The following is a 12,498-nucleotide window of genomic DNA, read 5'->3' as shown; positions in this document are numbered from 1 at the left end:
AAATGTTTCGGCAAACACTTATCCGATTAACATTTATTAATTCAATCGTCTTTATTATCCTAATTAGCGTGCTTGGTGCTATTATTTATTTTTATACGGAGAACAGATTATATAAGGATGTTAATGAGTCACTAGAAGAATCACTTAAACACTTTGAGAATCAGCCGAGACCTGGTATAGGCCCATTAAAAGGTGAGAAAAAAGAAGATGAGCCTGGGGTGAAAGCAAGATTTGTCCGAAGAGACCCAAGAATCATGACCTTAATTTGGGATGAAAATAAACAATTAATCGCGGAACAAAACCGTGATTCTGACCTTTTTCTAGATAATGAAGAGGCAATTCGACCGAAAACATTAAATAGTCTAGAGGATGTGAATGTGGAGCAATTTTCTTTTCGATATGTTGCATTCGAAGTTGTTCATCCTGAGTTAGGTAAAATTACCGTTCAATTTATTCGAAATGTAGACTCAGAAAATGAGTTACTAAAAAGACTCCTGTTAATTATTATCATCGGAATTTGTATCGGAGTCGTTCTAGCTGTTGTATCGGGTTATTTCTTAGCGGGCAAAGCACTTGTGCCGATTAAAAAGGCATGGCAAAAGCAGACAGAGTTTGTTTCTGATGCATCGCACGAACTGCGAACCCCATTAGCTGTAATCCAAGCAAAGACAGATATTCTTTTTCGATCACCAGCAGCAACGATAAAGGATAAAATATTAGATATTTCAGCCATTTCTAATGAATCAAGACGTCTGTCGAAACTTGTGGCCAATTTATTGACGTTGGCCAGGTCTGATTCCGATCAGATTGAAATGAGGAAGAAGTCTTTCCGCTTAGATGAACTATTAAAAGAAATTCTACATCATTATGAAGAGATTGCTCTATACCAAGAGAAGGAACTTCGTTTATGTGCTCTTGAACCGGTGGAATTTTATGCAGATAAAGAAAGGATTCATCAGCTTATTGTTATCTTGTTGGATAACGCAATAAAGTACACGAAAGAAGGAGGGGAAATCCTACTTTCATGCAGGCAAAGTCACTCCTCCATCCACTTAGAAGTAAAGGATAATGGGATTGGTATCCCAGAAGAAGATATTCCAAAAATATTTGACCGTTTCTATCAAAGCGACAAAGCTCGAACCGCTGCCGAAGGTACGGGTCTTGGCTTGTCAATTGCAAAATGGATTATCGAGAAACATCATGGAAAAACCAAGGTTCAAAGTAGTCTCGGTAAAGGAACGACCATTGAAATTATTTTTCCAAGAACCCAAAAAAATTAATTTTGGGTTCTTTTTTAAGGAAATCTTAAGGAACCCTCAACATAATAGGCTTATGAATGGAAACAACATTATGTTGAAAGGAGAAAACACCGTAATGAAGAAACTAAGAAGGGCGCACTTATGGATCGGATTAATTGCATCTGTATTAATTTTTATGGAGTCGCTTACCGGCTTATTAATGAATGAACCATGGTTAATGGGACAAGCTCAAGTTGAAGGTGGAAGAGGAAACTTTCAGCCGGGTCAGTTCAATGGAGGACAATTTAGACAGAATGCTGGTCAAGGAAATGGTCAAATGCAAGGGCAAAATGGGTTTAATAGAAATGCTCAATCCCAGGGACAAACTGGCTCGAATGAAAATGGACAATTTCAAGGAACTTCTGGGTTCGGCAGGAATGGGAATTTTCCTGAAGGATTTCGTGGAGAAAGAATGGGACAAGGATCATTCATGAGCACCATCCGAGGTCTGCATGAAGGAAGAATCGGTAATACTGACGTGAAATGGCTAATTGATTTAACGGCAATCGCTATGATGTTCCTTACCGGTTCAGGAATCTATTTATCTATTCAAATCCTGCGCACAGATAGAAAGAGAAAAAAGCGGTACTTAGAAAATCAAGAAGTTTTATAGGTGAAAAAAAAGCTGACTTAATTGGAGGAAGTCAGCCTTTTTGTCTTTTATTCTACGATTATTGTTCCTTTAAACATTTCCATGCCGCAACTAAACGTATATTTTCCTGTTTTATCAGGGGTAAAGGAAAGTTTGGTCGTTCCAACTTTTAAGTTAACGTTTTTAATATTAAAATCAGGAATCATAAATGTTGATAAACAGCTATCTTCCAGTGGATTATTGATCTCTAGTTCTATTGGAACACCCTTTTTCACACGGATGACATTAGGGGTGTATCCTGTCTTTGTTACGAGCATGTTTATTTTTGGTTTGCTTTGATCGGTAACATCGATTTCTGTTGCAGATGCCTTTTTAGCTGCGTTTTCTTGTTTTGTTACAGCTTGTGCTGTCTCTGATTTCCCTGGAATCTTTACCATATCAGTACTATACATAAATAAAAATAGTGATACGAGAACAGCTCCTCCTCCTAATATTGCAAATGGAGATAGTTCTTCGGTATCAATTGAAAATTTATTCTTCGTGGTTACGGAAATGTAAACAATAACAAAACCGATTATCACAATATAGAATCCTAATAAAATTCCAAGTAGTATGGTGGGGGTTATGTATTGAAGAAATAATCCAAGAATTGCTCCATTAATCCCACCGATTAACCCAAAGATAGAAGCCATTAGTATCGCAAGTAATCCAATAGGGTGTCCTGCTAAGAAGCCAATTACGAATCCAATAATCATGCTAACGCCAACAACTAAAAATGTTTCACCAGAGAGAATTCCAATAATGCTTCCGGTCAACAAGCCTGTAATAATAGCAATTACCATGCTAAGCAGTAATCCTGGAGTATTGCTCAGTTGATTTTTATTGCGGTATAGAAGGTAAATGGTATAGCCGGTCCCTATAGCAACAAGTACGGCCGATATGATTGAAAAAATAGTCATTTGATTGGTCTCCTCTTATGTGTGCTGAATCATTTTTAGAAATAAACAACATAAGAGTATTATAATTGTAAATTATGTATACAAAAGTGCCTATTAAGTGAATTATATGAACGTTTTATGAACCTTGACTTTTTGGTTGATGAAATATATAATTTCTTCAAAAATACTATTGAAACGATGACGGGGATTAGTAAAGTGAATTGTGTCTTACCAAGAGAGGAAACCATTGGTGCGAGGTTTCTTAAGACAGTCATTTGAACCTGCCTCTGAGTTCTGTATCGGATATCTTGAAGATACATGCGGATCAAATCCGTTATCATGCAAAGAGTTTAAAGCGAATGCTTTATGAATTTAGGGTGGTACCGCCAGGCCTTGGTCCCTTTTTTGGGATTAGGGCCTTTTTGCATGTATACGGAAGCTCTGTGTATTTATTTTAATAAATTTAATGAGGTGTCAAGATGGCTAAGGAATTTGTAAAAGATGTCACGGCGATGGATGATGATTTCGCCCAGTGGTATACAGATGTTGTAACTAAAGCAGATTTAATTGACTATTCAAGCGTTCGCGGATCAATGATTATTCGTCCGTACGGATATGCTTTATGGGATAATATTAAAAACGAATTAGATCGTCGCATCAAAGAAACTGGACATGAGAATGTCTATATGCCTTTATTCATTCCAGAAAGCTTATTACAAAAGGAAAAAGACCACGTGGAAGGCTTTGCTCCAGAAGTAGCATGGGTTACACACGGCGGTTCTGAAGAATTAGCTGAGCGTTTGGTTGTCCGCCCAACTTCTGAGGTTCTTTTTTGTGAGCATTATAGTAATATCATTCATTCATACAGAGATTTACCAAAGCTTTATAATCAATGGGCTAACGTTGTTCGCTGGGAAAAAACAACACGTCCATTCTTACGTACATTAGAATTTTTATGGCAGGAAGGCCATACTGCCCATGCAACAGATGAAGAGGCAATGGAAGAAACCATTAAAATGTTAAATGTATATGCAGCGATTTGTGAGGAAATCCTTGCGATTCCAGTTGTAAAGGGACAAAAAACAGAAAAAGAAAAGTTTGCGGGTGCAAAAGCGACTTTTACTATTGAAAGCTTAATGCACGACGGAAAAGCGTTGCAGTCTGGTACCTCGCACCACTTTGGTACTGGTTTTGCGGAAGCTTTTAACATTCAGTACACGGATAAAGAAGGTAAACTACAGTATGTTCACCAAACTTCTTGGGGCTTTACAACAAGAATCATTGGGGCATTAATCATGGTGCATGGGGACGACCGCGGTCTAGTCATTCCTCCAAAAGCGGCTCCAACCCAAGTCATGATTGTACCTATTGCTCAGCATAAAGAAGGGGTGCTGGACTTTGCCTATGATTTGAAAAAGTCACTAGGACAGGTTGCGCGTGTTGATATTGATGCAAGCGATAAAAAGCCAGGCTGGAAGTTCAATGAGTACGAAATGAAGGGTGTTCCAGTTCGTCTAGAGGTTGGACCAAAGGATATTGAAAATAAACAGGTAGTATTGGTAAGACGCGATACCTTAGAAAAGGTCATTGTACCAATGGATGAATTGGAAACTAAACTTGTTGCGTTACTTGACGAGATTCAGACTAATTTATACAACAAGGCATTGAATCACCGTGAAGAAAGAACTTCTCTAGCGACTACACTTCCTGAGTTAAAAGAAACTCTAGAGGAGAAGCCAGGATTTATCAAAGCTATGTGGTGTGAAGATGTAGCTTGTGAGGACAAAATTAAAGAAGAAACTGGGGCAACTTCAAGATGTATGCCATTTGAACAAGAACAAGTTTCTGACAAATGTGTATGCTGCGGCAAAGAAGCTACTAAGATGGTTTACTGGGCAAAAGCATACTAAGAATGGGGGCTCTTCCTTTTTAGGAGGGCCTTTTTTGTGTGTATTTGTAGATATATCTCAAAACCGTGTAGATATATACCGAAAATGTGTAGATAAAGGCTGAATTTGTGTAGATATAATCTAAATTTGTGTAGAAAAAACCTGATTTTGTGTAGAAATAATTTTTATTAAAAGGAATTTACAGCATCCTAGCGAATTGTATAGTAGTTAAAAGGAGGATTTGAACAATGAAACCGATACTCATCGACTTTCCAGAGCAGTTGACCACAGAAAGACTACTCATTCGCAAACCCATGCCTGGAGATGGAAAGGCCGTATATGACGCCATGCAGGCTTCTTTAACTGAACTGAAGGAATATATGCCGTGGGCACATAGAAATCAAACAGTAGAAGATGTCGAAGTGAATATGAGGGAAGCACACGCAAAGTTTTTGACTCGTGAAGACCTTCGGTTGCACCTTTATGATAAAGAAACACGAGAATTTATCGGGTCTTCCGGCTTACATAGAATTAACTGGAGTGTTCCAAAATTTGAAATTGGCTACTGGATTGATACGAGGCATAGTGGAAAAGGTTATATCACTGAAGCCACACATGCAATCACAGAATTTGCCTTTACGGAGCTGAAAGCCCGTCGAGTGGAAATTCGCTGCGACTCAAATAATTCGAAAAGCCGGGCAATTCCAGAAAAGTTAGGATTCACATTAGAGGGGATCTTAAAAAATGACGGATTGTCAGCCGATGGGATAGAAATAAGAGATACATGCGTTTATGCAAAAACGAAATAACGTAAAAGAGGTTGACTTTGTGAATCAACCTCTTTTTTTAATCTAGTAAGTATCTTTTTAAATAAAACTTAGTAATCGCCAAATATTCACGAATATAGGATTTTACTACAGCCTGTAACGGGGTTTTCGCAGGCAGCCCATTTACCTCTAGACCCTGGTCTTTTGCAATGGAAACAGCACGGTAAATATGAAACGTATTAGTCACAATCAATCCCGAGTCCGCATTTTTCGGAATCAACTTTTTAGAGTACTCTATATTTTCATAGGTATCTGTGGAACGGTCTTCCAACAAGATACGAGACTCACTGATACCCAACTTGATAAGTTCTCTTCTGATCGACTCAGCCTCAGTAATATCTTCACCAGGCCCTTTTCCGCCAGAAGCGATTGCGATAGTATTTTCGTTTTCCTTTAAATAACTGGCTGCAGCCTTAATCCGGCTTGCGAATGCAAGAGAAGGAACAGTTCCTTTTACCCTTGCCCCTAGAACAATAATATAATCGACATGTTTGGGTACATCCGTTTGAATATGCTGACTAATCTTAAACTGCAAGACACCAACATAAATTAACCCTAATACTACAAGTATACTCAAATAGGTCAATAACCTTTTTCTCATCCGTTCCAATCCAATCATTTGATTTTGTTAAAACTATGACTCTCTCTTTATATTAGACTAAATTGGATGAATTAACCAATATATTTTCTATAGTAAAAGAGGCCAAAATTCGGCCTCTTTATTCACACACCCATGACAAGCCAATTGTACCAACACCGGTATGAACACCAGCAACCGTAATGAGCATTAATATTTCAGTTTCAATTGTGGGGAAAGTCTCTTTCATTACTTTTTCCAGCTCAGTTGCTTTCTTGATATCGTTTGCATGAACAATCGCAACCTTTTTCACTGTTTTGGTCTCTAGGTCCTCTTTCAATTTATTCACAAGCCATGCAATGACTTTTTTATCCGTACGAACTTTATCTTTAATTTTGGCAGCACCTTCTTCAATGGATAAAATCGGCTTGATATTAAAGAGGGAAGCTATTATTTTTTGGCTGCCTGATACCCTGCCGCTTTTATGAAGCTGATCAAGGTTTGAAGGAATCAAATATAAGCGCGTCTTGTCAAGCAAACCGTTTAAATGGGACATTATATCGTTAATTTCTACACCCTGTTCAGCTAACTCTATTCCTCTTTTTACTAAAAAGGAAAGGGGAAACGACCCCGTTTGCGAATCAAATGCATATAGTTTAAAGTCTTCCATTTCAGCTGCCATTACAGATGATTGGTAGGTTCCAGTTAACAGGCTAGATGCATGAATGGCTACTCCAAAATCATATTCTTCCTTTAATTTACTATATAAGTCGACAAAGTCTGAAATAGAAGGCTGTGAGGATTGAAATTTTCCTTCTTCATTTTTCATACGTTCATAAAACTCTTCTTCGCTAATGTCAACAGTTTCCTTGTAGAATTCATCATTAATTACAACGTGCAAAGGGATGACATGTATATGATGCTGTTCAATAAATTCTTTACTTAGAGAAGCAGTAGTATCTGTAATCCACGCAATCTTTGGTTTATTCATAAAATCTTCTTCCTCCAGTGGAATTCTCTATAACCACACTAAACGATACAAGAGCTTTGAATAGGTAGTCAAGTTACATTTGTCATACTCAAAAAAAGAACTGACAAAAAAAATCATCATTATTTTAAAAAAGGAGTAATTGATAGATTTTTCGGTAGTCAATGATTTTTGAACTAGTTCGAATTATTCAAATATAACAATGTGTGATTTAAATCACTTAATCATTGTAATAAATCTCATATAATCACTATGCAGACAGTGATAACGTATATAGGAGTGATTACTTTGTTAAATCAAAAAACAATTGAAATTATTAAATCTACAGTACCCGTTTTAGAAAAACATGGAGAAACTATTACAACACGTTTTTATCAACTTATGTTTGGAAATCATCCTGAACTATTAAATATATTTAATCATGCAAATCAGAAGCAAGGCCGTCAGCAAAAAGCATTAGCAGGCACAGTTTATGCTGCTGCTATGTACATTGATAACCTAGAGGCTATTCTGCCAGTTGTAAAACAAATTGCACATAAGCACCGCAGTCTTGGAATTAAACCTGAGCATTATCCGATTGTTGGAAAGCATTTGCTGCTTGCTATCAAAGATGTGTTAGGAGATGCAGCAACTGATGAGATCATCGATGCATGGGCGCAAGCATATAACCTTATTGCAGATGCTTTTATCAGTGTAGAAGCAGAAATGTATGATGAGGCTGAAAAACAAGATGGCGGTTGGGAAGGATTCAGACGTTTTATTGTTGACCGTAAAGTAGTGGAGAGCGATGTTATTACTTCTTTTTATCTAAAACCAGAAGATAATAAGGGTATTGCTACTTTTATTCCAGGACAATACATCAGTATTAAAATGGAATTTGAGAGAGAAGATTTCACACATATCCGTCAATACAGCTTATCCGATGCTCCTGGTAAAGACTATTACAGAATTAGTGTAAAACGTGAAGTAGGAGCAGGAAATCCAGATGGTAGAGTATCAAATTACCTTCATGACGGAGTGAAGGAAGGCGATATTCTAAAAGTCAGTGTGCCTGCTGGCGACTTTATTTTAAATACAGAAAAGGTTACACCTGTCGTCTTGTTAAGTGGTGGTGTTGGATTAACACCGATGATGAGTATGTTAAAAACTGTTGTTGAGATTCAGCCAAACAGAGAGGTAACTTTTGTTCATGCAGCACAAAATGGTAATGTTCATGCACTTAGAAATGAAGTGGAAGATTTAACAAAGCTTGAAACAGTGAAATCATTTTTCTTCTATGATTCTCCAACGGAAGATGACCGAAAATACAATCGTTTTGATGTAGAAGGATATATCACACGTGAATGGTTGGAGGAAAAGGTTGATAAAGATCAAGCCGATTTCTATTTCTGTGGACCAGTACCTTTCATGAAGGCCATCAATCGCGCATTAAAAGAATTAGGAGTCAAGGAAGATAGAATTCACTTTGAATTCTTTGGACCAATGGGCAATTTAGAAGAATAGTTATATAGATGTGGCCGGTTCCCATTATGGGAATCGGCTTTTTATCATTTAGGCTGTGTTAAAGAACAGTGTTGATTTTTACACACTGTTGATTGGAGCGGAAGGTGCGAAGATCCTCGAAAATGCTATCGCATTTCCTTCGTGCGGTGAAGATTCGATGAAGCTTATTCAATGTCCTGTGGGAGTATGGTTTAAGGGAGACCCCGCAGGCGCGTTTCTCCGAGGAGGCTCTCCGAAACACCCACGGAAAGCGAAGCACCTGGAGCGTAAATCAACAGGCAGGTTTAACAGAGCCATCATTTAAGAAACATTCTTTTGAAAAAGTTATTGAATGTTTGTGAAATAAGGAGGTTGAAAGTTTGTTTCAAAGCCGAACTGTGATTAAATAATAGAAAAGGCCAGAAAGGAAGTTTTTATGAGTAAAAATCTTATCCGTTCAATTACTGCCGTCTCCGTATTATTTTGCCTCATCTGGCTTATTGGACTTGGTTGGGCAGTAGGAGAATATTATGCAGGGAAGCCAGAAAAAGTACCTGAAAGAACGACTGAAAAAACAGTAATGAAAAGTAAAAAAGGACTAAACATTGTTGCTTTAGGCGATTCGTTAACTAGAGGAACAGGAGACGAAACAGGTAAAGGATATGTAGGGGTTTTAATGGATGAAATTAAAGAAAAGACAAAAGGTCCTGTCCAAATTACCAACCTGGGGATAAATGGCCAAAGATCAGATCAGCTCCGCAAACAGGTACAAGAAAAAGAAGTGGGGCGGCAGATTAAGAAAGCAGACTTGGTTCTTGTAACGATTGGCGGAAACGATTTGTTCCGAGGTGGAAAAGCCATAATGGATTTTGGAACGGATGATGTTGCGACAATCGAGAAAAAGTATCTTGAAAACCTTAAGGCTATATTCGAACAAATCCGAAAGAACAATCCGGATGCCAATGTGTTTTTTATAGGATTGTATAATCCATTTATTGATTTAGACCAGGGAAAAGAGATGTCAAAGGTGGTTCGACATTGGAATTATGATAGTGCGGAAATTAGTGCAGCCTACCCTAAAATTGTATTTGTCCCTACGTTTGACTTATTTGAGTTAAAGGTCAACGATTATTTATATTCTGACAAGTTTCATCCAAATTCAAAAGGGTACCGTTTAATTGCAGAACGGGTAGCCTCATTGCTCACCTGGTAAGGAGAGGGAAATAATGGAGAAAAGTATAACGTTATCTGTAAAAAATCTAAAAAAAGAAATTGGGAGAAGAGAAATCATTAAAGGGTTAACCTTTGATTTACATGAGGGTGAAGTGTTTGGTTTCCTAGGACCAAATGGGGCTGGTAAAACAACTACGATTCGGATGCTTGTGGGTCTTATTAAACCTACATCTGGAAGTATTCAGATTTGTGGATATAACATTGAAACTCATTTTTATGAGGCAATGAAAAATTTGGGCTGTATTGTGGAAAATCCAGAATTATATCCTTATTTATCTGGTTATAATAATTTGCTTCATTTTGCTCGGATGCTTGACGGTATCGGAGAGGAACGGATTAGAGAGGTAACGGACTTGGTTGGTTTAAGTGAAAGGATTCATGATAAGGTTAAAACGTACTCACTTGGAATGAGACAACGTCTTGGAATTGCACAAGCCTTGTTAGGAAACCCGAGAGTGTTAATCCTCGATGAACCGACAAATGGTCTAGATCCTGCCGGAATTCGTGAAATGCGCCAATTTATCCGCTTTTTAGCAGAGAAGGAAGGATTGAGTGTTCTTGTCTCGAGTCATTTATTAAGTGAAATTCAATTACTCTGTGATCGGGTAGCTATTATTTCAAAAGGGTCGGTCATTCGTATAGATACGGTCCAGCAACTACTGTCCAATCGAGAAAAAGTAGTCTGGCAAGTCCATCCGTTTGAAACAGGGAAACAAGTATTGTCTACTTTAACTACGATTGAAGAAAGAGATGATGGAACACTTGTGACAGAGTTCGATGAGCAAAATGTTCCTGAATGGAATAAACAGCTTGTTCTTGCTGGGGTTTCAGTAACGGAGATGAATCGAAAAATGCCAGTGCTTGAAGATTTATTCCTCGAACTTACAGGGGGTGACTCCATTGAATAGGTTGATTCAGAATGAAATGATGAAGTTGATTGCCAAAAAGAGACTAGTTGTGATTGCCATCATTATTGGCGTTTTAGTTTTGTTATTTACATATGCGCAGTATAAGCAGGTTGAGACGCAGCGTGAAAAATTAGGGACTAGTGATTGGCGCACGATTTTACAGCAGCAAATTGTTGATACGACAAACCGTTTGAGCAGTAGCCGGATCACGGATGAGTGGAAGAAGCAATTGCAAATATCCTTACAGCAACAACAATATTATTTGGACCATGATATTAATCCAGCCGAACCTGGTGCGCCAACATTTATGAGAATATTTATTGAGAATTCCATAGATTTATTTATTCCTTTAATGGTTATGGTGATTGCCAGTGATTTAGTGTCCTCCGAGCATAGTTTAGGTTCCATTAAACTGCTGTTGACGCGTCCAGTAAGAAGATGGAAGGTCCTGCTAAGTAAATATATTACACTGTGCTTAGCTGTTTCCTTAATAATAGCTATTGCTGGGATCCTTTCCTATCTTATTTCTGGGATAGTATTTGGTTATAATGGTTGGGGGGCACCGATATTAACAGGATTTAATGTAACGGAAACAGGATTAAATACAACAGACGTGAAACTGCTTAGCCTTTGGAAGTTTTTATTGATGGATTTTGGCTTAGTTTGGTTTGTTTCCATTGTTGTGGGTACTCTTTCCTTTATGTTATCTGTTTTGATTCGAAGTACAGCCGCAGGAATGGGCGTCATGCTTGCCGCTTTAATATCAGGAGCAATTTTGAGTAATATGGTTTCATCATGGGAATCGGCTAAGTATTTCTTTATGGTAAACCTCCGTTTAACGGATTATATGAAGGGCTCGGCTCCTCCGATTGAAGGGATGAATCTCTCCTTCTCCCTAATGGTCTTGTTCGTCTGGTGGGCAGCAGCACTACTTGTTTCATTTGTTGTATTCACAAAGAAGGATGTTTATTAATGTAAGGCTTTGTTAAAGAACAGTGTTTATTTATACACCCTGTTGATTGGAGCGGAAGGCACGAAGCCTCCTCGAAAATGCTATCGCATTTTCTTCGTGCGTGGGCGGATTCAAGATGCAATTCAATGTCCTGTGGGAGTATGGTTCAGGTGAGACCCCGCAGGCGCGTTTCGCCGAGGAGGCTCACCGAAAAACACCCACGGAAAGCGAAGTGCCTGGAGCGGAAATCAACAGGCAAGTTTAACAGCGCCTAATGTAAAAAGAGGTTAACTTCCTTTCTTTGGGGTTAGCCTCTTTTTACATTGTGCATTAACTTTTTTGAAATCCATTAAAATTTGATAGAAAATTATAAATTTTATAAAATAGAATAATATAAATGTACCTAAACGGAGGGATAAACATGGCTTTTGAAATAAAGAAAATTGATCATATACAACTTGCTGCGCCACAAGGCTGTGAAGAGGATGCAAGAAATTTCTTTGGTGAGCTCTTAGGACTTATGGAGGTCGAAAAACCAGAAGAATTAAAGAAACGAGGTGGAGTTTGGTTTGAATTTGGAACCTTCCAGCTTCACATCGGTGTAGAAAAACCGTTCTCACCTGCCAAAAAGGCACATCCCGCGTTTGTTGTAGAAAATATTGAGGAATTAAAGGTACATCTGAAAAAGCATGAAATTGCCTTCCAAGAAGATGATAATCTTCCTGGAGCAAGCAGAATACATGTAAATGACCCTTTTGGAAATCGGCTTGAATTTTTAGAGTGGGTGTAAGTGGATTGGTACGATCATACTATA

12 protein-coding genes and 1 other annotated feature are annotated in these 12,498 nt (G+C 38.0%); of the genes, 9 read left to right on the top strand and 3 right to left on the bottom strand.

The window, feature by feature from the left end; all coding sequences use genetic code 11:
* Window positions 1–2 precede the first annotated feature (2 nt).
* Together QE429_RS16550 and QE429_RS16545 are read left to right on the top strand one after the other, a co-directional pair.
* Complete coding sequence (locus tag QE429_RS16550) at window positions 3–1,280, top strand: sensor histidine kinase (RefSeq protein ID WP_307288488.1); 1,278 nt, start codon at window positions 3–5, stop codon at window positions 1,278–1,280.
* Between the two features lie 94 nt (window positions 1,281–1,374).
* The gene (locus QE429_RS16545; RefSeq protein ID WP_307288487.1) at window positions 1,375–1,911 is read left to right on the top strand and encodes a PepSY-associated TM helix domain-containing protein; all 537 of its coding nucleotides are present in this window, start codon (window positions 1,375–1,377) and stop codon (window positions 1,909–1,911) included.
* Between the two features lie 47 nt (window positions 1,912–1,958).
* Here QE429_RS16545 and QE429_RS16540 read toward each other — a convergent pair whose 3' ends face one another.
* Window positions 1,959–2,849 (bottom strand): cupredoxin domain-containing protein, encoded by an 891-nt coding sequence (locus QE429_RS16540; protein WP_307288486.1) that lies wholly within the window; start codon window positions 2,847–2,849, stop codon window positions 1,959–1,961.
* Between the two features lie 168 nt (window positions 2,850–3,017).
* Window positions 3,018–3,233, top strand: a binding site (T-box leader).
* A 74-nt stretch (window positions 3,234–3,307) separates the two neighbouring features.
* Here QE429_RS16540 and proS point away from each other — a divergent pair.
* On the top strand, window positions 3,308–4,738 hold the full coding sequence (gene proS / locus QE429_RS16535) for a proline--tRNA ligase (RefSeq protein ID WP_307288484.1): 1,431 nt from the start codon (window positions 3,308–3,310) through the stop codon (window positions 4,736–4,738).
* Window positions 4,739–4,965: 227 nt separating this feature from the next.
* On the top strand, window positions 4,966–5,526 hold the full coding sequence (locus QE429_RS16530) for a GNAT family N-acetyltransferase (RefSeq protein ID WP_307288482.1): 561 nt from the start codon (window positions 4,966–4,968) through the stop codon (window positions 5,524–5,526).
* A gap of 37 nt (window positions 5,527–5,563) precedes the next feature.
* On the opposite strand, the gene QE429_RS16525 is transcribed toward QE429_RS16530, so the two are convergent.
* Window positions 5,564–6,163 carry a YdcF family protein gene (locus QE429_RS16525; RefSeq protein ID WP_307288480.1) on the bottom strand — a complete coding sequence of 200 codons (600 nt, stop codon included), beginning with the start codon at window positions 6,161–6,163 and terminating at the stop codon, window positions 5,564–5,566.
* Window positions 6,164–6,263: 100 nt separating this feature from the next.
* Entirely contained in the window at window positions 6,264–7,112 is an 849-nt protein-coding gene (locus tag QE429_RS16520) for a DegV family protein (RefSeq protein WP_307288479.1), read from the bottom strand.
* Window positions 7,113–7,397: 285 nt separating this feature from the next.
* On the opposite strand from QE429_RS16520, the gene hmpA reads away from it, so the two are divergent.
* The 5 genes from hmpA (at window position 7,398) to QE429_RS16495 (ending at window position 12,474) form a co-directional block, all read left to right on the top strand.
* On the top strand, window positions 7,398–8,612 hold the full coding sequence (gene hmpA / locus QE429_RS16515) for an NO-inducible flavohemoprotein (RefSeq protein ID WP_307288477.1): 1,215 nt from the start codon (window positions 7,398–7,400) through the stop codon (window positions 8,610–8,612).
* A 415-nt stretch (window positions 8,613–9,027) separates the two neighbouring features.
* Complete coding sequence (locus tag QE429_RS16510) at window positions 9,028–9,804, top strand: SGNH/GDSL hydrolase family protein (RefSeq protein ID WP_307288476.1); 777 nt, start codon at window positions 9,028–9,030, stop codon at window positions 9,802–9,804.
* 13 nt (window positions 9,805–9,817) lie between these two features.
* A complete protein-coding gene (locus QE429_RS16505; protein WP_307288474.1) occupies window positions 9,818–10,732 on the top strand; it encodes an ABC transporter ATP-binding protein in 915 nt (304 codons plus the stop codon).
* Entirely contained in the window at window positions 10,725–11,705 is a 981-nt protein-coding gene (locus QE429_RS16500) for an ABC transporter permease (RefSeq protein WP_307288473.1), read from the top strand. Before QE429_RS16505 ends, QE429_RS16500 begins: the two co-directional genes overlap by 8 nt.
* A 400-nt stretch (window positions 11,706–12,105) precedes the next feature.
* The gene (locus QE429_RS16495) at window positions 12,106–12,474 is read left to right on the top strand and encodes a VOC family protein (protein ID WP_307288472.1); all 369 of its coding nucleotides are present in this window, start codon (window positions 12,106–12,108) and stop codon (window positions 12,472–12,474) included.
* The last annotated feature ends 24 nt before the right edge of the window (window positions 12,475–12,498 follow it).

The organism is Bacillus sp. SORGH_AS_0510 (assembly GCF_030818775.1).
Classification (GTDB): Bacteria; Bacillota; Bacilli; order Bacillales; family Cytobacillaceae; genus Neobacillus.
This window is presented reverse-complemented; position numbering and strand designations above follow the sequence as displayed.